This is a genomic window from Actinoplanes sp. NPDC051859 (assembly GCF_044452725.1).
Classification (GTDB): domain Bacteria; phylum Actinomycetota; class Actinomycetes; order Mycobacteriales; family Micromonosporaceae; genus Actinoplanes.
Genome location: NZ_JBITBX010000002.1, coordinates 642,801 through 665,504, shown reverse-complemented (window position 1 = coordinate 665,504; position 22,704 = coordinate 642,801). Strand labels below are relative to the sequence as shown.

At 69.8% G+C, this 22,704-nt stretch carries 20 protein-coding genes; 10 read left to right on the top strand and 10 right to left on the bottom strand.

Annotated features, from left to right (window positions below; genetic code table 11):
• The first annotated feature begins 33 nt into the window (after positions 1 to 33).
• Positions 34 to 1,242 (top strand): methyltransferase, FxLD system, encoded by a 1,209-nt coding sequence (fxlM, locus tag ACIA1L_RS07055; RefSeq protein ID WP_396071576.1) that lies wholly within the window; start codon positions 34 to 36, stop codon positions 1,240 to 1,242.
• A 91-nt stretch (positions 1,243 to 1,333) separates the two neighbouring features.
• Here the strand turns inward: fxlM and ACIA1L_RS07050 are convergent, their stop codons facing one another.
• Positions 1,334 to 1,813 carry a hypothetical protein gene (locus tag ACIA1L_RS07050; RefSeq protein ID WP_396071575.1) on the bottom strand — a complete coding sequence of 160 codons (480 nt, stop codon included), beginning with the start codon at positions 1,811 to 1,813 and terminating at the stop codon, positions 1,334 to 1,336.
• A 67-nt stretch (positions 1,814 to 1,880) separates the two neighbouring features.
• On the opposite strand from ACIA1L_RS07050, the gene ACIA1L_RS07045 reads away from it, so the two are divergent.
• The 3 genes from ACIA1L_RS07045 (at position 1,881) to ACIA1L_RS07035 (ending at position 5,648) form a co-directional block, all read left to right on the top strand.
• Positions 1,881 to 3,389 (top strand): reverse transcriptase domain-containing protein, encoded by a 1,509-nt coding sequence (locus ACIA1L_RS07045; protein ID WP_396071574.1) that lies wholly within the window; start codon positions 1,881 to 1,883, stop codon positions 3,387 to 3,389.
• Between the two features lie 10 nt (positions 3,390 to 3,399).
• Positions 3,400 to 3,852: a hypothetical protein gene (locus tag ACIA1L_RS07040; RefSeq protein ID WP_396071573.1), complete on the top strand. Its 453-nt coding sequence runs from the start codon at positions 3,400 to 3,402 to the stop codon at positions 3,850 to 3,852.
• A gap of 998 nt (positions 3,853 to 4,850) precedes the next feature.
• Positions 4,851 to 5,648: a restriction endonuclease gene (locus ACIA1L_RS07035; protein WP_396071572.1), complete on the top strand. Its 798-nt coding sequence runs from the start codon at positions 4,851 to 4,853 to the stop codon at positions 5,646 to 5,648.
• A 157-nt stretch (positions 5,649 to 5,805) separates the two neighbouring features.
• On the opposite strand, the gene ACIA1L_RS07030 is transcribed toward ACIA1L_RS07035, so the two are convergent.
• The gene (locus ACIA1L_RS07030) at positions 5,806 to 6,384 is read right to left on the bottom strand and encodes a TIGR03086 family metal-binding protein (RefSeq protein ID WP_396071571.1); all 579 of its coding nucleotides are present in this window, start codon (positions 6,382 to 6,384) and stop codon (positions 5,806 to 5,808) included.
• A gap of 77 nt (positions 6,385 to 6,461) precedes the next feature.
• Between ACIA1L_RS07030 and ACIA1L_RS07025 the strand changes: the two genes are divergently transcribed.
• Positions 6,462 to 7,238 (top strand): DUF6597 domain-containing transcriptional factor, encoded by a 777-nt coding sequence (locus ACIA1L_RS07025; protein ID WP_396071570.1) that lies wholly within the window; start codon positions 6,462 to 6,464, stop codon positions 7,236 to 7,238.
• 519 nt (positions 7,239 to 7,757) lie between these two features.
• Here the strand turns inward: ACIA1L_RS07025 and ACIA1L_RS07020 are convergent.
• The 6 genes from ACIA1L_RS07020 to murD all read right to left on the bottom strand — a co-directional run bounded on the left by ACIA1L_RS07020 (position 7,758) and on the right by murD (position 15,738).
• On the bottom strand, positions 7,758 to 9,344 hold the full coding sequence (locus tag ACIA1L_RS07020; protein WP_396071788.1) for a bifunctional 3'-5' exonuclease/DNA polymerase: 1,587 nt from the start codon (positions 9,342 to 9,344) through the stop codon (positions 7,758 to 7,760).
• A 477-nt stretch (positions 9,345 to 9,821) separates the two neighbouring features.
• Entirely contained in the window at positions 9,822 to 10,754 is a 933-nt protein-coding gene (locus ACIA1L_RS07015) for a carbohydrate ABC transporter permease (RefSeq protein WP_396071569.1), read from the bottom strand.
• 19 nt (positions 10,755 to 10,773) lie between these two features.
• The gene (locus ACIA1L_RS07010) at positions 10,774 to 11,685 is read right to left on the bottom strand and encodes a carbohydrate ABC transporter permease (protein ID WP_396071568.1); all 912 of its coding nucleotides are present in this window, start codon (positions 11,683 to 11,685) and stop codon (positions 10,774 to 10,776) included.
• 49 nt (positions 11,686 to 11,734) lie between these two features.
• Positions 11,735 to 13,165, bottom strand: coding sequence for an N-acetylglucosamine/diacetylchitobiose ABC transporter substrate-binding protein (gene ngcE, locus ACIA1L_RS07005; RefSeq protein WP_396071567.1), 1,431 nt, complete (start codon positions 13,163 to 13,165; stop codon positions 11,735 to 11,737).
• A gap of 47 nt (positions 13,166 to 13,212) precedes the next feature.
• Entirely contained in the window at positions 13,213 to 14,154 is a 942-nt protein-coding gene (locus ACIA1L_RS07000) for a MurR/RpiR family transcriptional regulator (RefSeq protein ID WP_396071566.1), read from the bottom strand.
• A 231-nt stretch (positions 14,155 to 14,385) separates the two neighbouring features.
• Positions 14,386 to 15,738 carry a UDP-N-acetylmuramoyl-L-alanine--D-glutamate ligase gene (gene murD / locus ACIA1L_RS06995; RefSeq protein ID WP_396071565.1) on the bottom strand — a complete coding sequence of 451 codons (1,353 nt, stop codon included), beginning with the start codon at positions 15,736 to 15,738 and terminating at the stop codon, positions 14,386 to 14,388.
• 79 nt (positions 15,739 to 15,817) lie between these two features.
• On the opposite strand from murD, the gene ACIA1L_RS06990 reads away from it, so the two are divergent.
• Positions 15,818 to 17,119 carry a hypothetical protein gene (locus ACIA1L_RS06990; protein WP_396071787.1) on the top strand — a complete coding sequence of 434 codons (1,302 nt, stop codon included), beginning with the start codon at positions 15,818 to 15,820 and terminating at the stop codon, positions 17,117 to 17,119.
• A gap of 38 nt (positions 17,120 to 17,157) precedes the next feature.
• Here ACIA1L_RS06990 and ACIA1L_RS06985 read toward each other — a convergent pair whose 3' ends face one another.
• On the bottom strand, positions 17,158 to 19,833 hold the full coding sequence (locus ACIA1L_RS06985) for a hypothetical protein (RefSeq protein WP_396071564.1): 2,676 nt from the start codon (positions 19,831 to 19,833) through the stop codon (positions 17,158 to 17,160).
• 119 nt (positions 19,834 to 19,952) lie between these two features.
• Between ACIA1L_RS06985 and ACIA1L_RS06980 the strand changes: the two genes are divergently transcribed.
• The 4 genes from ACIA1L_RS06980 to ACIA1L_RS06965 are packed head-to-tail and all read left to right on the top strand — an operon-like array spanning position 19,953 to position 21,916.
• Complete coding sequence (locus tag ACIA1L_RS06980; RefSeq protein ID WP_396071563.1) at positions 19,953 to 20,414, top strand: hypothetical protein; 462 nt, start codon at positions 19,953 to 19,955, stop codon at positions 20,412 to 20,414.
• Complete coding sequence (locus ACIA1L_RS06975) at positions 20,396 to 20,587, top strand: dihydrofolate reductase family protein (RefSeq protein ID WP_396071786.1); 192 nt, start codon at positions 20,396 to 20,398, stop codon at positions 20,585 to 20,587. The genes ACIA1L_RS06980 and ACIA1L_RS06975 overlap by 19 nt, the downstream gene beginning before the upstream one ends.
• Before the next feature lie 2 nt (positions 20,588 to 20,589).
• The gene (locus ACIA1L_RS06970; protein ID WP_396071562.1) at positions 20,590 to 21,396 is read left to right on the top strand and encodes a TrmH family RNA methyltransferase; all 807 of its coding nucleotides are present in this window, start codon (positions 20,590 to 20,592) and stop codon (positions 21,394 to 21,396) included.
• Positions 21,383 to 21,916, top strand: a complete 534-nt coding sequence (locus ACIA1L_RS06965; RefSeq protein ID WP_396071561.1) for a GNAT family N-acetyltransferase — start codon at positions 21,383 to 21,385, stop codon at positions 21,914 to 21,916. Before ACIA1L_RS06970 ends, ACIA1L_RS06965 begins: the two co-directional genes overlap by 14 nt.
• A 53-nt stretch (positions 21,917 to 21,969) precedes the next feature.
• Here the strand turns inward: ACIA1L_RS06965 and ACIA1L_RS06960 are convergent, their stop codons facing one another.
• Positions 21,970 to 22,638: a hypothetical protein gene (locus ACIA1L_RS06960; protein ID WP_396071560.1), complete on the bottom strand. Its 669-nt coding sequence runs from the start codon at positions 22,636 to 22,638 to the stop codon at positions 21,970 to 21,972.
• Positions 22,639 to 22,704: the final 66 nt, after the last annotated feature.

The following is a 22,704-nucleotide window of genomic DNA, read 5'->3' as shown; positions in this document are numbered from 1 at the left end:
CCCAGACCCGATCACCGACACGGAAGGGAACCCATGTCCACCACCACCGACACGCCTCCCGAGATCCTCCGCGCCCGCATGGTCGAGCGCATCCTCGCCGGCCAGCGCCTCGCCCCCGCGGTCGAGGCCGTCCTGCGGCACGTGGAACGCCACCGCTACGTGCCCGATGCCCCGATCGGCGACGCCTACAACGAGCAGGCCGTCATCACCCACACCGCGCCCGACGGCACCCACCTCAGCTGCGCCTCCGGGCCGATGATCGTCGCCGCGATGCTCGACGCCCTGCAGGTGCAGCCCGGCCAAAACGTCCTGGAGGTCGGCGCCGGCACCGGCTACAACGCCGCCCTGCTCGCCTCCCTGACCGGCGTCGCCGGGCAGGTCACCACCCTCGACATCAACGCCGACGTCACCGCCGCCGCCCGCCGCAACCTCGACGACACCGGCTACCACCACGTCCGGGTAATCACCCGCGACGGCGCCGAAGGCGCCGCCGAGCACGGCCCGTACGACCGGATCATCGTCACCGTCGGCGCCTGGGACATCCCCCGGACCTGGTGGGACCAGCTCGTCCCCGGCGGTCGGCTCGTCCTGCCGCTGCGCTGGCGCGGCACCACCCGCGCCGTTGCCTTCACCAAACGCGACGACTACTGGGAATCCGACTGGGTGTTCCTCTGCGGATTCGTGCCCATGATCGGCCAGCCCGGCGAGCACAGCAACACCATCGACCCCGAGCGGCTGGTCACCCTGCACTACGACACCGACCAGCCCACCGACGTCGACGCCCTCCAGGGCGTCCTCGACCGGGAGAGGATCGAGGTCTGGTCGGACGCCACCGTCGGCGGCGAGGAACCCTTCGACCGCATCTGGCTGCGCCTCACCGCCACCGACGACCGCACCATCCGCATCCAAGCCGAGCAGCAGGCCGTCACCTCCAGTCTGTGCACCCCGGCCATCCCCGTCCGCAGCCCCGCCCTGGTCGAGGGCGGCTCGCTGGCCTACCTCACCATCCGCCGCTCCGACGGCCAGCCGGGACGCTGGCAGCTCGGCGCCACCGGCCACGGCCCCGACGGCGAACAGCTCGCCACCCGCATCGCGGACGAGATCACCGCCTGGGATACCGACCGCACGGCCGACCCTCGCATGGTCGCCTACCCGACCGGCACCACCCCGCCCGCTGACCTGCTCGGCAAGGTCATCGTCAAGCCCGAGATCCGCCTCTACCTCACCTACAAGCAGCCCTGACTATCCCGCCATCGTGCCGACGTGACGACCCCGGGGCCAGCCGGGTCTCCCGGGGCGCCGTCGCACCCAAATCAGCCGAGGTCGGCGGGGCTCAGCGCCCATGGCGGCGCGGTTGCCGCCGAACCGGTCGCCAGTCGCCCGCACCCAGCAGCGGATCAGGTTGGCGTGGCAGCTCGCCACAGCCGGGACCGTACGGGGGCAGGACAACCGGCGGGCAGGCCCGTCCTAGGTGTTCCCAACGACGGTGTCCTCCACAGGTGCAGTCCTGCTCGTACACCTCTACCGGCACCCACCGGGTCCCGCAGGTTGGACACGACGACGGATCGTCCGCGTCGTCCCACTCCCGGATCGACCAGTACCGGTAGCTGTCGATCAAGACAATCTGCCGCGCAGCCATGACGGCCGCGCGCAGGGCAGCCACACTCGTCGCCCTGATGACGGTCTCCGAGGCGCCCGATGGCGAGCCGCCCGGAGCCCACCGAGCGGCGACGCGCCAGGTCAGCCGCCATCCCGCCACGATGAAGATCGTACGCACATCATCGAACGCGTGTTCGATCGTGTGCTTGGGCATTTCAACACACCGTAGGTGACGGGACCAGTCGGTCCCCGGAGCGCCGCAGATGCTGTAGACCAGAGCGATGGAGATCGACGCAACCGTCCTGCAGAACATCGATCTCGCCGGCGCCCTAGACCGGGAGATCGACAAGCCTCCTCGCATGCTGCCCCGGAACAGCGTCTTGCAGGCGCTGTCTCCACGTCGCCCCAAGGCGGCGGAGTGGATAGAAAAGGTCGTGGGCGGCCGGTTCCTACCCTCTGCAGAGGAGACGGTCGCCGTAAGCAAGGTCAACCATGGGGTCCGGCCGGTAGCCATGTGGGACCTACCGACCCGGGTTCTCTACGGCGCGCTCGCCATGCACCTCGAACCGTCGCTGCCATCGGTTGACCGCGGGCGGGCACAATGGGCGGCCTTCAAGCGGTCGCCGCTGGACTACGACGGCTCGTACATCGTCGCCACCGACATCGCCTCCTGCTACCAGTACGTCGACCACAACCTCCTCATGGACGAGTTGCAGATGCAGGTGGGCGAGCACGCCGTAGTGAGTGCGCTTGGAGACCTCCTGTCGACTACCCAGGGCCGGACGTATGGGATCCCGCAGCAATCGGCGGCAAGCGACCTGCTCGCCGAGGCCCTGCTGGACCGCCTAGAGCGAGTGCTGGTACGCCGGGGAATCCAGGCGGGCCGCTACAATGACGACTTTCGGTTCACCTGCGGATCCTGGTCGGACACGGTCCGCGCGATCGAGATCTTCGCCGAGGAGACGCGGCGGCTCGGCCTCACGATGAATGACCTCAAGACGATCACCTGGAAACGTTCCACATACGAGAAGTCCCTCGATGAGGCCGAAGACCTCCGCAAGCAGATTGCGGCCGACGCACAGTACGACCTGACGCTGGTCGAGGACGACCCGTACGGCGACGAGGCCGTCTTTCAGCCGAACCCGACCGATGTCGACCGAGAAGCCGCCGCACGGATCGTCGAGCGGTGGGCCAAGGTCGGTGGTCGCAGCCAGGTCCCGACGCAGCGGGTGAAGGAACACCGAGCCTTGCTCGACCTGCTGTCCTCGGCCTTGGCGACGCTGGAGACGGAGCCCGCGACGGATCCGGAGCTGCTGAAACACCTCATGAAGATGCTGCGTTTCGCCCGTCAGATGACGCCGGCCGTCTGCCGGTACCTTGCTACGCGCACGGATCCCGCTCCGGTTATCGCCGCCTTCGACAAACTGCTGACCTCCAGGGCCTACCTAAACCACTGGCAGTCTTGGTGGCTGCAATCGGCGATCGCCTCCCATTCGGCCTTCGGGACCGGTGATGGCGCCGCGCGGCGGATCAAGTGGGTTCGCGCCGCTCTCGACGCGCCCGGACAAGCCGCAACGCCGCGCGCGTACGCCGCACTTACGCTCGCCCGCCACGGCCAGATTGACGCTGAAGGACTGCTTCGTCTATACGACCGGACAGGTGCTACAGCCCGCCCGTTGTTGGTCGCTGCCATCGCGTTGACAAGCCCCACCTACCGCATCAGCAAGGCGGTCACCCACGACAACCGGCTGCACCGGTGGGTGTACGAATGGGCGCCCGCCGGTGCCTAGCACCGCCGGCATGACCGCCCTGGGGGAGGCGGCACTCGGCCAGCTCCTCGTCCGCGTCACCGACTACCGCACGCTGCTGCGATTGTCAGAGGAGCAGCCCCGCGGCGACCGGGGCCGACACCTTCGAGACGCGGCTGTCGTACGGCACGGCAACGCGCTCACCGACCTTGTCGCTGTCCTGGAGTCCTTCACGGTTGCTCGCCTGCTCAACCTGCGGCCGGCGGTTTCCCACTACCAGGTCATGAAGTGGACCGACCGCATCAAGATATGGAGAAACCAGGGCGGAGTGGACCTGACTACCTCCCCCGCATGCAGGCCGTTCACGGCTTCGTCGAGGTCCGGAACGCCCTGGAGCACGGCCTTGGTCGGCTCACCGAGCGTCAACTTGACCCAAAGTACCGGGACGAAGTGCTGGCGCAGATCGCTGCGGCCGGAGTGCGGCTCGACGGCGACCGGGTACTGATAACACCTGAGGACGTAGGCGGATGTAGCGAGGTGGGTGAAGACTTCGTACGATTCTTGGATCTCAGTGCGCCCAGGACGTAGCGCCGCCTCGGCGCCGGAAGGCCGCCGTCCGTAGAGGCGCGGATGCAGAGCTGCTCAGCGTGTGACGGCCCGGAGCCCGGGACGGGCATCACGCACTGATCCCACCACGACTGGCCGTCCTGGCGTGGACTGTCGGTGGCCTGCTGCGCACGACGCCCCGCCGCCCGAAGGCGCGGCCGGCGCCATTTGGAGTGACCTCGCCGACAGTGCACCACCTGTGCGCCCGGTCTCCCAAGTCTGCAAGACCCGGCGCACAGCCTGTGGATAACTTTCGCGAGCTTCGCCTCATATCTAGCATCGGATCAAGTCAAGCCCCAGCCAACGTGTGCCCGTGGACGTGATCGGCCTGGGAGTCAGCCCATCACTGAGCCGCGAAGACGCAGGCTCAGTCCCTCGCGGCCCCCCGGTAACCAGCCGGTACGGGGTGCCGCCCCACAGCGAGTCGGCCACGCCAACCCGTACCGCAGGCAGCACAGAGCGATGTTGACCCTGGGACACGCCCCAGGGTCAACATCGTGAAGGTCAGGCCGTCCGCATTACGGCTGAGAAGCACCCCAATTGCGTCGTCGGGGTTGCGGTAGGGGAAGGGTCGCGGCCACCACCAGCACGCGGCCGGACGTGTCGCAGTTGTTCATGGTGCCCCCGGGCTGGAGATACACCTGCGCTTCACGAGGAGATCAACGACCCTGCTGAGCTGGGGCTTTGCAACTCCGCCCAGTGTGTTCCGGCCGCCGACCTGGCGCAGGTCGGTGCCTCTGTCGGTCCTCGTGCGCACGTCGGCGACCTTCACATGACGGAAGCTGCGGGCCGGCGGCCAGCCGTCCACTCGGCACGTTGGCCTCCGACGGCATAGGAACCGCCTCCCTTGCACCGCCACACCGAATGCTCAGCGGTTAGTGGGTACCGTTACGAGGCATGGAAGACGACGATCAGCAGATCGGCGAGGAGCCCGGCGTTCGTCCAGCGCCGAAGAACATCTCGTTCGACAACCTCGACCCAACGGACTTCGAGGAGTTTTGTCACGACCTCCTGATCGAGCTGGGCTTCGTGAACGTCGACTGGCGGAAGGGCACTCCGAAGAGGGCCAGCCCGTCCGACCGAGGTAGAGACCTGGTCGCGCAGCGGAGGCTCACCGACGTCGACGGGCACACCCGGCTCGAAACCTGGTTCGTCGACTGCAAGCACTACAAGACCGGCATCTCGCTCGAGCCCTTGCAAAACCTGTTGGCATGGGCGGAAGCGGAACGTCCTGACGTCGCGCTGGTGATCGCCTCCGGCTACCTGTCCAACGGCGCCAAGGATGGGTTGGCCGATTATGAACGCAACCGACGTCCACCGTTTCGGATCCGATACTGGGAGCGGCCGACGCTTGCGCGAATGCTCGGTGACCACCCTGGACTGCTCGACAGTCACGAGATCTTCATCCAAGGCATGCGTACGTCAGCACAGATCCTTGCGGCAGAGCAGGAGTTCTTCGACAAGGTCTGGTACGTCCGAAGCTTGATCCGTGACGAGAAGGTTGAAGCTGGCGAACGCGACGACGTGTCACCGGAGCTACGCAAGACGATCATGACCGCGAGAGCGCGAATTGAGGAGAAGTACGGCAGGGAGAATGTGGGACCGTGGGACGACTGGCACTGGGGCTACGTCCACGGTCACCTCTCTGCCCTTCGCTGGGTCCTGGGCGACGAGTTCGACTTCCTTGATACATAGCGATGCCTAGGGTGAGAAGCTGCTCCTCACGCGGAGTAACCTTCACCCCTCGCCCGACCCTGTAGTCCCGCCTTGGGCCGTTACGGGTCCTCGGGGGTCACGACCCGCCTCAGCCCGCTTCCAGGCGGCGCGCCGGACGACCCGGATCCGTAGGTTGTTACGCGGTGGGGTGAGCCCACTGCGGATCGCGGCCACTGAGCGCCAGTGCCCGGTCGAGGGCCGGTGCGGCATCGGGAACGGCGACCGGGGTGGCATAGATGCCCATCTGGCGGCCCTGCTCGGCCATGTCGGTGATGAACCGACAGGTCGCCTCGGCGACGTCGTCGTCGCAGTGGTAGTCCTGCCCGGTGGCGCGTGCCAGGTCCCACCCGTGGATCGCGAGGTCGCTGGCGAACATGGTGGCGATCATTGGAGCCGGCATCTCGGCCCCGCCCATGCTGACCATGCCCTCCCACGCGCTCGGTTGCGCCCACGCAGCCGCGGCGGCGCGGCCCTCGTCATCGAAGCGGTCGGCCCATCCCTCGTCCATGAAGTCGCGACCCCACAACTCGTCGGGCACGGTCTGCCGGCGGCCGGCGAGGTGTAGCGCGGACGCGACCTGCAGGAGGTGGTTGGTCAGGGCGCGGACGTCCCAATCAGTGCACGGGGTCGGCGCGCTGAGCTGGTCGGGCTTGACGCCACGAACCACGGCCGCCGCCTCGGTGATCGACTTGTTCAAGAGTGCGTTGAGCTGCATGAACGCAGGCTAGGCCAGTGGGGGGAGCTGGTCTTGAACAAACGCGACGTGCCGGTGAGATCCGTTAGCCTTCACTCGTGCCGGCAATCCTGAACCCGAGCGCAGGCCAGGAAAAGTTCCGGTTCAGCGCACCCGGCGCTGCACCGGTGCTGCGACCGTTCGTGGCCCACTACTGGATCGTCACCTGGGACCTTCGCGGCCAGGACCCGTACGAGCAGCAGGTCCTGCCGTACCCGGCGGTCAACATGACCTTCAAGCCCGGCCGGTGCCGGATCGCCGGCGTGCCGCGCGGCCGTTTCACGGAGGTTCTGCACGACGCGGGACGAGTCTTCGGGGTGCGCTTCCACCCCGGCGGTTTCCATCCTTTCCTCGGCGCACCGGTCGCCTCGATCACCGATCGGTTCCTCGCGATCGACGACGTCTTCGGCCCAGCGGGACAAGCGCTCGCCGAGGCGGTACTCGCTGCCGACGACGAGGCCGCCGTGGCGGTGATGGACGAGTTCCTCACCACCCGAGCACCCGAACAGCCCGAACCGTCCGCGCAGTTGGCCGCTGCCATCGTCGCCCGCACCGTGGCCGAGCCCGGCATTACCCGCGTCGACGACCTGGCCCGCGAGTTCGACCTCACCATGCGCCAACTCCAACGGCTCTTCGCCGACTACGTCGGTGTCAGCCCGAAATGGGTCATCCGCCGCCACCGCCTGCACGAAGCCGCCGCCCGCGCCGCCGCCGGCACCCACCCCGACCTCGGCGCCCTCGCCGCCGAACTCGGCTATAGCGACCAGGCACACCTCACCCGCGACTTCGCCAGCATGGTCGGCGTACCTCCCTCCCAATACGCCCGAGCGCAGTAGCCCCCTTCCAGGCAGGAGCCTCTGGACGGCGAGTCTGCCCTGCAACCGCCCGGGATCAGTCGTGCCTGCTCTCACCAAGAGCCATGCCGCACAGACGCTGATGGCCCCGCCGCTCGGCGGGGCCATCAGCAGACGACTTCGGTCCTCGAGCTACCGGCCAGGGCACCCCAGTTATGCCGTCGGGGCTGCGGCAGGGGCAGGGTCGCGGCGACCACCAGCACCCGGCCGGACGTGTCGCAGTTGTTTGTGGTGCCCCCGGCAGGGCACGAACCTGCGCTATGCGACACGTCCGCCAGCCCAGCCATGCAGCCTGAAAGAACCACATCCCGAGGTCGACCATCGGAACAGCGATGATCACCTGGTCGGACGTTGACCACTAATGCCCAATCCTGAAGTTCGTGACCAGCTCAAGGGCACGGTATTTGAGGAGCCCAGAGCGACGATTCGATTGTGGTAACGACCCGCCTCGTGGTTCGACTGCGAGGTGCGGCATCCGCCGGCGACGCAACGGCGCGACGGTCAGGCCGCGTCGGCGTAGCACTCCACCACGGACACGTCGAGGGGAAAGCGGACCGCGGTGCTGCCGAAGAGGAGCTCGCCCGCCTGGGCGGCCGCGGCACGGACAGCCGTCACGACCTGGTCGGCTTCCTCCGCCGGGCAGTGGACGCCCACCTCGTCATGGACGAAGAGGACGATCTCGGCGCGCAACGGAGCCAAAGCCGTGCGCAAGGTGGCAAGCAGGACGAGAGCCCACTCGGCGGCGGTGGCCTGGACGACGAAGTTGCGGGTGAAACGACCCCGGGCGCGGCCGGTGGAGCCGCCCTGCGACGCTTCGGCGGAGCCGGCCTCCTCGGGTGGTTCGAGGCCCGTATCCCGCCAGGCGGTGGAGGCCGGCGGGCAGGTACGGCCCAGCCAGGAGCGGACCAGGCCACCCGCTTCTCCGGTCCGGGCCGCGGCTTCCACATATTCGAAGGCCGTCGGGTAGCTCTGGCGCAGGACTGCCAGGGCCGGGATGGCGGCGCCGCCGGTCTGGCCGTACATGGCGCCGAGGAGGGCGATCTTGGCTCTGGGGCGGTCGCCGGCGAAGGCGTCCGCGGCCAGGGCGGCGTAGAGGTCGTCGGCGATGCCGGCGGCGGCGAGGCGGGCGTCGCCGGAGACGGCGGCCAGGACGCGGGGTTCGAGTTGGCCGGCGTCGGCGACGACGAACCGCCAGCCGGGGTCGGCGACGACGGCCCGCCGCACCACCTTGGGCACCTGGAGCGCACCGCCGCCGCGGGTGGCCCAGCGGCCGGACACGACGCCGCCCGGGACGTACTCGGGGCGGAGCCGGCCGTCGTGCACCCAGGCGTCGCGCCAGGCCCAGCCGTGCGCCGTCCAGATCCGGTAGAGCTCCTTGTATTCGAGCAGTGGGCGTACCGCTGGATGGTCGACCTTGCGCAGGACCCAGGCCCGGGTGTTCGGGATGTCGATGCCGGCCCGGGCGAAGGCGCGGAGCACCTCGGCCGGGGAGTCGGGATGCAGCCCGCGCATGCCGAACGCGGCGTTGATGTCGGCGGCGAGCTCGGTCAGTCTGCGCGGTGGCCCGACCGGCTGCGGCGGGCCGAGCAGCTCCCGCAACAGCTCGTCGTGGATGTCACCCCGCCACGGAATGCCGGCATGCCCCATTTCGGCACCGACCAGCGCCCCGGCCGACTCCGCCGCCACCAGCAACCCGAACCGCCCGGCCGCCACGGACCGCCCAGCCGCCACGGACCGCCCAGCCGCCACGGACCGCCCGGCCGCCGCAGACCGCCCGGCGGGGACGGAAGCGGCGCCGACAGAGGAAGCGGCCCCGGCAGAAGAAGCGGCGCCGGCAGAAGAACCAGCCCCAACAGTAGAAACAGCGCCAGCCGAGGAACCGGCGCCAACGGAAGAAGCAGCGCCGATAGAAGAGGCGTTGCCAACCGGAGAGGCAGCACCACGAGAAGAGGGAGCGCCAGCAGCGGAAACGGCAGCAGCTCGGGAAGCGGCGGCAGCGGCGGAGCTGACCGCGAGGGACGAACTGGCAGTCGATGAGGGCTGGCCGACGGCGGCGATGCGGCGGAGCTGGTCGGCGTACACCTCGATCAGGATGGTGAGGAGCGCGGGGCCGGCGGCGGACGGCGGGGCGGGGGCGGCATCGAAGAGGGCGGCCTGGGCGAAGCCCGGGGGTTCGGCCGGGCGCGGCGGCGGGTCGGCGGGGACCGGGGCGCCGGTGAGGCGGGCGTAGGCAGCGGCGAGGGAGCGGGGTTCCCCCCAGCGACCGGCGTGGCCGAGCAGGAGGGCTTCGGTGAGCTCGATGTCGTGGCAGCGGGCGACCCGCACGCCGGCGCGCAGCAGGGTCGGGTAGCAGTCGGCGGTGGCCGCCCACACCCAGCGCGGCCGGTCGGCGGCCTCCCGGGCATCGATGGCCGCCGGCAGGTCGGGGACCGACTGCGGCGGGGATGCCGGCGTGCCATCGGGGTGCAGGATCTGCAGGCGCCCGGCAGCTCGCCAGGTCCCGTCGTCGGACACCACCGCCACCAGCACGTGGTCATTCTGCGGCAGGGGTACGACAGAAACGGGCTACTTCGTCGCGCCCGCGGTCAGGCCGGACTGGATCTGGCGCTGGAAGAAGGCGTACACCAGGATCATCGGGAGGATGGAGAGGGTGAGGGCAGCGAAGAGGGCGGCCCAGTTGGCCTGGTAGCCGGCCGAGACGGAGATGTTGGCGATGCCCTGCGTGAGCACCCACTTTTCGTCCGCGCCCTGTCCCTGCATGATCGCGACCGGCAGCAGGTACTGGTTCCACTGACCGACGATGTTGAAGATGGTGATGCTGACCAGGCCGGAGCGGGCCATCGGCAGCATGACCTGGAAGAACAGCCGGGTGTGTGAGGCGCCGTCGACGACCGCGGCTTCGGCGACCTGGTTGGGCAGCGTCTTGAAGAACGCCGTCATGAAGAACACCGTGAACGGCAGCGAATAGGCGATATAGACCAGGATCAGGCCGGTGTACGTGTTCAGCAGGTTGAGGTTCTGCAGGATCAGGAACAGCGGCACGATCGCCATGAACACCGGAAATGCCAGGCCGGAGACGAACAGGTAGTAGATGAACCGGTTACCGATGAACTTGTAGCGCGCGAGCACATAGGCGGCCATCGAGCCGAAGATCATGGTGCCGGTGGTGCTGAGCGCGACGACGAAGACGCTGTTGAGGAAGTAGCGGCCGATGTGCGCTTCGGTCCAGGCTGTCTTGTAGGTCTCGAAGGAAAGCTGGCTGGGCAGGCTGAACGGCGCGTGCGTGAAGATCTCGGTGTTGCTCTTGAACGAGGCGAGGACCACCCAGATCAGGGGGGCGATCACCAGCAGGCCCCAGATCGCCAGGGCGATGTGGGCGAAGCCGCTGAAGAGTTTGAGTTCGCGCTTGTCGCGGCCCGCGGCGGCGGCGTGGCGTTTCCCGGGGTACTTCACCGTGCCGGGCGGCGGGGCGGAAGCTTCGGTACGCAGGTTGGTCATCTCAGGCTCCCGGTCCGGCTCAGAGCTCGACAGCGTCGCGCCGGGTGACCCGTAGGGTCAGCGCCGCGAAGGTGAGGGTCAGGAAGAACAGCACGACGCCCATCGCGGAGGCGTAGCCGTACTGCGCGTAGTCCTGCATGTTGCGGAAAATCTCGAGGCCGAGCACCGTGGTCGCGCCGTCCGGGCCGCCACGGTCCACGGACATCAGGTTGACCAGGGCGAAGGCGTCGAAGGCCGCGATGCCGAGGTAGACCCAGGCGACCTGGAGGGTGTTCCACAGCAACGGCAGCGTCACCTTGAAGAAGAGGGTGCCGCGGGTGGCACCGTCCAGCGCCGCCGCCTCGTAGATCTCGGTGGGGATGGAGCCCATGCCGGCCGAGAAGAGCACCACGTAGAAGCCGACCGCCTGCCACACGAGCACCGCCAGGATGGACCACATGGCGAGGTTCTTGTCGGCGAGGAACAGGATCGGTCCTGAGCCGAGCTGACTGAGCAGGCCGTTGACGAGGCCGCTTTCGTCGGGGGCGTAGACCCGGGCGAAGATCACCGCGACCAGGGCCAGCGCGAGCAGCTGGGGGAAGAAGAACACCACCCGATAGAACTTCGACCCCCAGACCCCTCGGGTACGCCCGCCGCGCGAACCACCGCCCACGTTGAGCAGGAAGGCGAAGAACAGCGCCAGGATGATGGTGAACAACGGCAGGAAGACGAGCAACAGGGCGTGGTGCTGGATCGCTTTCCAGAACGTGGTGTCGTCGAACAGTTTGGTGAAGTTCTCAAAGCCGATGTAGTTCACCTCGGGTGAGAAGCCCCGCCAGTTGGTTAACGACAGCTGGAACGCCTGTACGTAGGCCGCGACCACGAACGTGCAGTAGATGGCTACCGGCACGACCAGGAAGCCGATGATGAACGGGTACCTGCCGTGCTTCATGGTCCTGCTCCGTCCGTGATCGCGGGTTACGTGGTGGGGCTGGCGAGGGTCAGCGCTTGAACTTCTCGATAGAGGAGTCCTTCTTGATCGCGTCGGCGACCTTCTGCACCCGCTCACAGAACTTGTCCGCGGTGCCGCCGTCGTACATCAGCTCGTTGGTGGCGGCGCGGACCTCGTCGTCCAGCTTCTTGTACCAGGTGTCGAAGCGGAAGCTGAAGGTGTCGGCGCCGGCCGCGCCCAGGGCCTTGTTGCCGGAGGTGAGGCCGGGGCTGATCTCCATGCCGTCGGTGGCGCCGGCGACGACGGTCAGCGTCTTGGTGAGCTGGGTGAAGCCCACGGCGCCGGCCTTGGAGAGCATGTGGCGCAGGAATTCCATGCCGCCGCGCGGGTTCTTGCCCTTGCTGGCGACGAAGTACTGCTCGCCCGCCGCGGCGTAGAGCGCGGTGACCGGGAGCTTGTCCGAGGTGGTCACGCTGGGCAGCGGCATGAGCTGGTAGTCGAAGCCGGCCGGGGTGTCCTTGGCCTGCTCGTTCTCCAGCCATGACCCGGACGGGTAGAGACCGACCTTGTACTGGTTCTGCTTGAGCTGGACCTCGGTGTGCTTCTGGCCGAGGAACGCCTTGTCCGCGTACTTGGCGCCGACCTCGGCCCAGGCGGCCGCGGCCTGCTTGACGGCGTCGTTGGTCCAGGCGCCGTCTTCGAGGTTGTCGATGTTCTTGAGGATGTCGGCGCCGCCGATCTTGGCGGCGCTGGTGAGGATCACCGTGTACTGGTAGTACGGCGCGTTCGCTCCCGCGTACCCGTAGGGGGTGATGCCCTTGGCCTTCATCTTGTCGAGCAGGGCGGTGAAGTCGGCCCAGGTGCTCGGCACGGTCCAGCCGTTGTCCTTGAAGAGCTTGCCGGAGTACCAGAGGCCGAAGACGGTGAAGGCGTAGTTGAGGACGTACGGCTTGCCGTTGAAGGTGCCCTGCTCGACGGTGCCGGGGATCAGCGTGTCGCGGACCGTCTTGCCGGGGATGTCGACGGACGGCGCGGCGTACAGGTCGGTGAGGTCCTGCACCTGGCCGGCCTGGACGAGGGCGCCCTGGTCCATCAGCTTCGAGCCGGAGTTGTTGATCATGTCCGGCGGGTTGTTCGAGGTGAACCGCGGCTGCACCACGGTGGCGATCTCTTCGGTCTCGTTGAAGGTGACCTTGGAGTTCGGGAAGAGCTTGTTGTAGGACGGGATGTCGATGTCGGTCGCGTACTTGGTGCCGAGGCCGCCCTTGAAGATGACGATCTCCAGCGGCTCGTCCTCCTTGATGCCCAGCGGGTTGGTCGCCGAGACGGTGCCCTTCGGCTTGTCCGCGTTGTCGTCGCTCTTGCCGCCGCCGACGCAGGCGCCCAGCATGCTCACGGCGGGGGTGGCCATCAGGCCCACGGCGGCCGCGCGGCGCAGCAGCGTCCGGCGGTCGACCTGGGGCTTAAGGATGTCGGTCATGCGCTCTCTCCTTGAGGGGTGCGGCAGGTGTGCGGTGCGGCGGGATTTCACGGGGCGGAGCTGCCGTCCTTGGCGGCCTTGTGGCCGTGCACGGCTTGGGCGGTGCGCTGGAAGGCGGCGTGCGAGCGTTCGTGGGTCCGCTGCGCGACCGCGACGTAGAGCAGATCGAGGACGACCAGCTGGGGGTGCCGCGCGGAGAGCGCGTCCGGCCGGAAGGTCGTCGCCTGGGTGGCGGTGAGCAGGACGATGTCGGCCAGCTCGGCGAGCGGCGAGCGCGGGAAGCTGGTCAGGGCGATGGTGGTGGCGCCTCGGCTGCTGGCCTCGGCGAGCAGCTCGATGGTTTCGCCGGTCTCGCCGGAATGCGAGATGCCCAGCGCAACGTCGCCGGACCGGGACAGGGCCGCACTGGCGAGGCCGTTGTGGACGTCGGTCCAGGCCCAGGCGGCGACGCCGATCCGGTGCAGGCTGAACTGCATTTCCTCGCCGACCAGCGCGCTGCCGCTGGCGCCGAAGATGTTGACCCGCGGTGCGGCGGCGATCGCCACGGCGGCCCGTTCCACCTCCGCGAGGTCGAGCAGGGCGGCGGTGTCGTGCATGGCCCGGGTGTCGGCGGCCATGATCTGGGCGAGGACCCGCTGCAACGGGTCGCTGGGCTGGATCTCCCGGCCGATGTCGACGGTCCAGCCGGCCGAGCGGGCCCGGCCGGTCTCGGCGGCGATGCCCAGCCGCAGATCGGCGTACCCGTCGAAGCCCATGGCCCGGCAGAACCGGGTGACCGTGGCAGGCGAGGTGCCACTGCGCTCGGCGAGCTCGACGATGGTGGCGCGGGAGGCGGCGGCCGGGTCGGTCAGGACCTGCTCGGCGACGCGCTGCAACGCGCCGGTGAATTCCGGGAGCATGGACCGGATGCGCACCAGCACGCCGTCGCTCGGCTGAGGCGGGTCGGCCACCGCGATCGGGGCGCTGCCGTCCACCTCTGGCTCTGCCATGGGCCCGCCCTCTCGGAAGAGTGTTTACTGTCGCGGTAAAAGTTCTTACTGCGACCCCCATCCTGTCAAGACCGTGGGCGAAGTTTTCACAGGAATACCAAGAGCGCAGGCAGCAGCGGCCGTCGTTACACGGCTATCGATGTCTATTGCGGAATTTAGGACGTGACCGCTATCACATGCGGGGTTTTGTCACCCTTTGCCGGCCCGCGCAACGGGCGATGAAAATAATGCTCAGGCGCTGTCGCGGACCGCCTGAGCGAACACTTCCGAACGGTGCTCGAAGTTGCGGAACCGGCCGTAGCTGGGCGCGGCCGGCGACAACAGCACGACCCCGCCGGCCGGCGTGACCTGGCGGGCAAGGCGAACCGCCGCGGGCAGATCCTCGGCCGGCTCGGTCCGCACTCCGGGCAGCCCGGCCAACTCCTCGAGGATCCGCGGGCCACTGTCCGGCAGCCCGATCACGGTGATCTCCCGACCTCGCAGATGCTCCCGCAACGGCGCATAGTCCAACCCACGATCGGTGCCACCGACGAGCACGGTCAACGGCCGCCCCTCGTACGCGTCGATCGCGTGCATCGCCGAATACGGACTCGTCGACAACGTGTCATCGACGAAGGTCAGCCCGGACGGATCCTCGATCTCGGCCAGCCGATGCGGCAGCCCCTCGAACGACGCGACCGCCGCCCGCAGCCGCTCCGCCTCGCCCACCACATCCACGCCCATGCCGTCCAGCACAGCCAGCGCGACACAGAGGTTGCGCCCGTTGTGCGCGCCGCGCAGCCGCAGCTCATCCCGGCGGAACAGGGACTCGTCGCTGCAGTACACGATGCCGTCGTCTTCGATCCGGAAGCGCGAGTCACCGGAGCCGGCCGGAATCGCCGGGAAACCGTTGGCGTCGCGCAGCTCGATCGTCTCGCGGACCAACCGCTGGTCGGCGCCGTTCACCACGATCATTTCCGGACCGTGCGCGAGCAGGTTGAGCTTGTCCCGGTAGTACTCCCGCTCCCCGCCGTGCGCGTCCAGGTGCTCCGGGAAGAGTGAGGTGACGACGGCGACCCGCGGCGAATCGGTGAGGTCGCTGCACTGATAGCTGGACAGCTCCAGCACGTACTGCTCGGCGGGTGGCAGGTCCAGCAGCGGCACGCCGATGTTGCCGCCGAACACGTTCGGGCACCCCACCGCAGCCAGCAGGTGGCTGATCAGGGCCGAGGTCGTGCTCTTGCCCTTGCTGCCGGTGACACCCACGGTGGCCCGAGCATGGTCAGCCAGCCACAGCGCGCTGCCACCGGTCACCGTCACGCCACGTTTGCGCAGCTCCGCCATCCACGGGTGGGTCTGCGGCACCCCCGGCGACCGCACCACCACATCAGCCGCGACGAGCGCAGGAAACGCATGGTCACCGCCGGCGAGGGGCGCAACGGCAGCCAACTCGCCCTCCCACGGCACCGACAGGAAGTTGGCGCTGTCGTCGACCGCCAGCAGGCGCGCCGGCCCATGGGCGGCGACGGCGGTAACGGCGGCCCGGCCCTCACGGCCGGTCCCCCAGACGGCTACGGAACGTCCGCGCAGGTCCGCAAGGCGCACAGCGATACTCCCTCGGTCAGAGGGAACTAGTATTGCCCGTCGGTCCAGTGACAGGAGTTCGCGGGTGCAGTTCGACGTCATGCGCTTCCCTTCGCACGCCTACGACCCCGCCACCGGGGTCGCGACGTTCGACTACCTGCTCGACGGCCCCGCGCCCGAAGCGTTCACCGAGACGATCACCTTCCCCATCGCCGCCGGCCGGGACGTGCCGGACGCCTTCTATCGGGTGCTGGAGCTGCTGCATGTCGTCGCCGGCGTGAGCTATTACAAGGTCGGGGCGCCCGAGCGGATCGAGGCGCCCACGGCCGTGCCGGCCGAGGCCGCAGCCCTGTTCAGCGCCGTCTACAGCCAAGGCCTCGGCGAGTACGCGTACGTGAACCAGCTCCCGTACGTGCTCGACCTGACCGTCCAGGTGCCCGCGACAGCCCCGACCGCTGCGCCGGTCGACAACTCAGCCGGTCGTCCCCTGTCAGCAGTCGGCGGCGGCAAGGACTCCATCGTCACGTTGGAAATCCTGCGTGCCGCCGGGCTCGACCCGGTGCCCTTCTCGGTGAACCCCAACCCGGTCATCGTCGCCGTCAACGCCGCGTCGGGGCTGCCCGCGTTGGCTGCCCGGCGCCAGCTCGACCCGCGCCTGTTCGAGCTGAACAAGGCGGGCGCCCGCAACGGCCACATCCCCGTCACGGCGATCAACTCACTGATTGCCATCGCCACCGCCACCCTGCACGGACTCGGCCCGGTGGTGATGTCCAACGAGCGGTCCGCGTCCGACCCAAACCTGATCTGGAACGGTCACCCGATCAACCACCAATGGTCCAAGGGGGTAGCCGCGGAAGGGTTGCTGCGCGCCGCCGTCACCGCGCACACCGGGCTGACCGAGCCGTACTTCTCGCTGCTGCGGTCGCTGTCCGAGCTGCACATCGCGCAGCTCTTCGCCCGGTTCACCGCGTACGACGACGTGGTGACGAGCTGCAACAAGGCGTTCAAGCTGCACGACCCGACAGCCCGTTGGTGCGGCGACTGCCCGAAGTGCCGGTTCGTGGCCCTGGCCATGGCGCCTTCGATGCCGCGCGAACGACTGACCCACATCTTCGGGCGCGACCTCTTCGCCGACCCCGCCCAGGTGCCCGGCTACCTGGAACTGCTCGGCATCGACGCGCACAAGCCGTTCGAGTGCGTCGGCGAGGTCGAAGAGTCGCTGGTGGCGTTGACCATGCTCGCCGACGACCCGCAGTGGGCCGACGCGCCCGTCATCACGGCGCTGCGGGCCGCGGTGCCGCCAGCCGCGTGGGCGGAGGCGTCCCGCGAGGCGGTGCTCACGCCAGGCGGGCCGTACTTCGTGCCATCGACGTACGCGAAAGCCCTCGACCAGGTGCTGTAAGCCGGACGCCGGGTGGCACGGCAGGTCAGGACGCCGGGTCAGCCGGGCTGGTCGTGGTGGATGCGCTCGGGGGCGACGCCGAGCTCGTGCAGGGCGAGGGCGGTCGCGGCCAGCATGAGCGGCGGCCCGGCCAGGTACACCTCGTGGCTGGACCACTCGCCGTAGGCAGCCACCGCGTCGGTGACCAGCCCCGCGGCGTACGGCCCGGACGGCCCCTCGGAGATCACCGGCACGATCGTGGCCCGCCGGGCGATCCGGGCGACGGCGGTCAGGTCCGCGATGTCGTACAGCTCGTCGAGGGTGCGGACGCCCCAGAACAGCACCGCCGACCGGGGATCGTTGGTCTCCGCCAGGTCGGTGAGCAACGCCTTCAGCGGCGCGACGCCGGTGTCCCCGGCGATCATCAGCAGGTCCGGGCCGGAGGCGGGCAGGATCATCCGGCCCTCAGCGCGGGCGATCTTCACCTTGGCGCCCGCCTCGATCCGGTGCACCAGAGCGCCGCTGACCCCGTCCAGCGACTTCGCGCGGACGTGCAGCTCGACGATGTTGTCCCGGCGGGGCACCCCGGCCAGCGAGTACGGCCGCCACAGTCCGGGCAGCTCCGGCACTTCGATGCGGGCGTACTGCCCCGGCAGGTACGGCATCGGCAGGTACGGGCGCAGCCGCAGCACGGCGAGGTCGTCCCGGCGCCGCTCGTGCGAGACGACCACCGCGGTCCAGGTCGTCGGCTGGTACTGCGCGGCCGCCATGCCGTGCGCGATCCACTCGTACGCGTGCTGCCAGGTCGTCCGCCACGCCTGGTCGAAGTCCTGCCGCCAGCCGTTGGCGGCCATCCCGGCCCGCATCGCTTCGGCGAGGGCCGCGCCGGCGAGCTGGAGCTGCTGGGGCACTACCCCGCATTCGGCGAGGGCCGCGCCCAGTCGCCCGAATCCGGCCACCAGCGCCGGCGGCTGGTCGGTGCGCTGCACCAGCCAGGTGAGGCCCTCGGCGAGCTGCTCGATCTGCACTGCCGGGCTGCCGGGAAGCCGGGCGAAGAGTGTCGGCTCCGCCTGGACCAGCGCGGCCCGCAGCCGGGCGGCGACTTCGGCCGTTCCGCCGGCCTGGGTCAGGCTGCTGAGGAGAAGCCGTTGCGCGGTGTGCAACTCGGCGTCGTCGGCAGGGTTCATCCCGTCGACCGGCGCGGAGGGGTGGGCGGCAACGGGCGGGCGCACCGGCGGCGCCTGGCCGACCGGGCCGACCTGGGGGAACTGATCGCCCTGCCACGTCGGACCGGTGACCCGGGGCCCACCGATGGCCGGGATGGCGCCGATCGGATCGGTCGAACCGCCGGGGAAAGGCGTGGCCCACGGACCGGCACCGGGCGGGTACGGAATCGTCGGGCGCCGCGGAGGCGCGGCGGGCGCAGTGCCCGGGGCTGCCACCGGCGTCCCCGAGGCGGGCGGCATTGCGGGTGGCTGCGCACCCGGTGCGGGCGCCGGAAGGCCAGGAATCGGCGGAAGCGCAGGCAGCGGCACACCTCGGCTGGCCTGGGGCGGAGTTGGCACGGGCAGGGGCAGCCCGCCCGGGATGGGCGACACCGCCGAACCAGGTGCCGGCGGCGGGGCACCGGGCGGATGCGGTGGTGCGCCAGGCACGGGCGGCAGCGCGGCACCAGGCGGGCGCGGCGATGCGCCGGGCACAGGCGGCAGCGCGGCACCAGGCGGGCGCGGTGCTGCGCCGGGCACAGGCACGTGCGGTGCTGCGCCGGGCACAGGCACGTGCGGTGATCCGCCGGGCGTGGCCGGCAGCGCGGCACCCGGCGGCGTCGGCGGGTACGACCGCGAGGTCAGCGGCGTGGCAAGGCCGAGGTTCTTGGGCAGCAAGTCCATCAGGTGACCGGGGTCGACGTCGGCCGTGGGTGGGCGCATGCCACCCTGCTGAACCGCGGGCGGCATGATGGTGGCCGGGTGGACGAGCGGCGGTGTCGCGCCCGGGGCCGGGCGGGCCGCACCGGGCATCATGCCGGACGGCACGGTGCCGGACGGGTTGGCTCCCGGTCGGGCAGTCTCCGGTGGTGTGACTCCCGGCCGCACCAGCCCCGGGCCTGCGGACCGGGGGGTGTTCGACACAGCGGAATCCAGGGTGTCCGGGTTGATGAGGTCCGACAGGAGGGGGTCGAGCGAGCCGACCTCCGGCAGGATCACTCCCGGTGTCGTGCCACCCGGTGTCGTGCCACCTGGCGTGGTGCCACTAGGTGTGGTGCCACCTGGCGTTGAGTCGCCTGGCGTGGTGCCATCGGACCCCGGGGTGTTCCCTGTGGCCGGGGTCGGAGTGGTCGGCGGGACGGATCCTCGCGGGGTGGAATTCCAGCGGGAACCGGAGGGGACGGGTCCGATGCTCGCCCGGAAGCCGCCGCGCTCCTGACCCGTCTGCTGGTGCTCGACCTCCTCGGGCTGGGGAACGCCCGGCACCGAGAAGTCCCGGAAGGGATGCGCTGCGGGCAGCTCACCGGACGGCTCGGCCGGAAGCTGCGCCGTCGGCCAGTCCGGGTGCAGCAACTCCTCCGGATGCAGGTCCTCGTGGTCCGGATTGTCCTGCTCGGCGCGGTATCGACCCTGCAGGGCGGCTTCGGCATCCGCGGCACCGGCCGCCGCCGCATCCGGTGCGGCAGCGCGCAGGCGCATGGCCCGCAGCAGCGCGAGCATGTGCGGGTCGGAACCGGAACCCGATGACACCTGCACACCTCCCACCGCAGAACGATCGACCGCAGAACGACGCGAACAGTACAACCGTACTGCCGCTGGGCGAGATCCGCCGCCCCACCCGGATCCGCTCGGGCAAAAGACCGAGTGGCATGCTCGCTGCAGGAAGCGCCGCGGCACAGGGGGTATCGCTGATGGGCAAGGTGGTCGCCGACATCACGGTGTCGATCGACGGGTACGTGACCGGGCCGGACCCCGATCTCGCGCACGGCCTCGGCACCGGCGGCGAGCCGCTGCACGTCTGGGCGCTAGACGGCGACGCGGTCGACCGGGAGGTGCTGACCGCGGCCACCGACGCCACCGGGGCAGTGATCATGGGTCGCCGCCTGTTCGACATCGTCGACGGGCCGCACGGCTGGACCGACGAGATGGCGTACGGCGCCGGACTCGCCGCGGTGCCACCCGTGCTGGTCGTGACCCGCAAGCCGCCGGCCCGCGCCCGGCTCGGCGACCGCTTCTCCTTCGTACCCGATGGCCTCGCCAGTGCCGTGACCAAGGGCCGCGCTCTGGCGCCGAGGACCGCGACGTGGTGCTCATGGGCGGCGGCGAACTGATCCGTGGCGCTGTCGAAGCGGGCCTGGTCGACGAGCTGCGCCTGCACCTCGCCCCCATCCTGCTCGGCGCCGGCACGCCCCTGTTCACCGGCGCGGCCGCACCGCGACACCTACGCCAGACCCACGTACGGGTGTCCGCAAACGCCACCCACCTGACCTACCGGCTGGACTGACCGTGCCCGACGTGCACCTGATCGACGACCCGGCCGACGAACGGCTCGGCGACTACCGCTCACTCACCGACCTCGAGCTGCGGACCAAATGGGAGCCGCCGCACGGCCTCTTCATCGCCGAGGGTGAGTTGGTGCTGCGCCGGGCCCGCCGCGCGGGATACCAGGCCCGGTCCTATCTGGTCGATGCCAAGCGGGTCGACCAACTCGAAGACCTCGACGACGCCCCGGTCTATGCGGCCGCCCCGGCGGTCCTGGAACAAGTGACCGGCTTCCACGTGCACCGCGGCGTCCTCGCGTCCTTCCACCGCCTGCCGCTGCTGGACGCGGGCGATGTCCTCGCCGCTGCCCGACGCGTCGCGATCCTGGAAGACGTCAACAACCACACCAACATCGGCGCGGTCTTCCGCGGGGCTGCGGCGCTCGGCATCGACGCCGTCCTGCTGTCACCCACCTGCGCGGACCCGCTCTACCGCCGGAGCGTACGGGTCAGCATGGGCGAAGTTTTCGCCGTGCCGTACGCGCGTTTGGAGCCTTGGCCGGACGGCCTGGACCGGGTGCGCGAGGCCGGTTTCTCGGTGCTGGCGCTGACCCCGGCGCCGGATGCCGTACCCATGCAGCGATTGGACGCTGCGCAGCGGGCCCGACCCGCCCTACTCCTCGGGGCCGAAGGCCCGGGCCTGTCCCGGCACGCCCTGGCCGCGTGCGACGTCCCGGTACGGTTGCCCATGCGCCGCGGGGTGGACTCGCTCAATGTGGCCGCGGCAGCGGCGGTGGCTTTCTGGGAGTTGGGACGCGATGACGATCTCTGAGCTGAAAACGGCACGGCTGCTGCTGCGCCAGTGGCGCGATGAGGACACCCTGCCGTGGGCAGCGATGAACGCCGATCCGGCCGTCCGCGAACACTTCCCGTCGATCCTGACCTACGGGCAGAGCGCCGCGTCGCTGGTGTCCTTCCGCGACGATCTGGACCGGCGCGGCTGGGGCTGGTGGGCGCTGGAGGTCGCGGCGACCGGCGAATTCGTCGGCATGGCGGGTCTCGACCCGGTGGATTCCGGCCTGCCGTTCGCCGGCGTCGAGGTGGGCTGGCGGCTGGCTCGCTCGGCGTGGGGCGAGGGCTATGCGACCGAGGCCGGGCACGCCTGCCTCGACTTCGGCTTCGACGTGCTGGGGTTGCCGGAGATTCTGGCGATCACCGCCGCCGGCAACGAACGGTCCCGGGCGGTCATGCACCGGCTGGGCATGAGCCACGACCAGACCGCCGACTTCGACGACCCGTCCGTGCCGCCGGGTCCCTTGCGTCGTTCGGTCGTCTACCGCATCAAGCGATAGGGAGGCCAAGCCCTCCTGGCCCTTGCTTCGCCGCGGTGCAGTCGGTCTTGGTTTCAGGACGGCGGGATCAGCCGCGAACCGGTCCACGCGAGGCCCATGCCCGCGGCCACCAGGATCAGTGCCCCGACCGTCGGCAGTGGCTTGACGGCGTAGGACCCGGCGCCGATCGACACCGCGGCCAGGATGAGCAGGACACCGTCGGCGGGATTGACCAGTTTGGAGCGCAGCACCGCCCAGCCCAGCAGGAGCCAGCCGGTGCCCATGACCCCGGCCGCCACCATGGACGCCGTCCGGATCTGGTCGGAGGTCAGTCCGGGCTCCGCCGTGCCGCCCGCCGGAAGCGCCAGCAGCGGCAGCCACAGCAGCGCCCCGGCCATGCCGATCACCAAGCCTGCGACCGCCGGCCGGCGCGTACGCGTCCCCGCGAGCAACCCGGCCAGCGCGATCATGGCGAGGGTGCACAGCCAGCCCGCGGCGACCTCGACCGCCAGTTGTCCGGCCGGGCTGGGCACGCCGAGGGTGGACCAGCCGTAGAGGGCCGCGCCGACCGGGAGAGCCCACAGGGTGACCCGCGCGTACCGGCGTACCGACCAGATCCAGACCGCTTCCCGGACCGGCAGCAGATGGTCGTCGGTGGCCGTCGCGGTGCTCGGGGCGCCGACCCAGGCCGGGGACACACGCAACGGGCGGCCGCTAGCGGTCTGGAACTGACTGGTGCTCATAGCTCCGCCTTGTGGGCTCAAGCCGAGCGGCCGGGGGCGCCGGTCGGGAATCCTGCGACCACCATG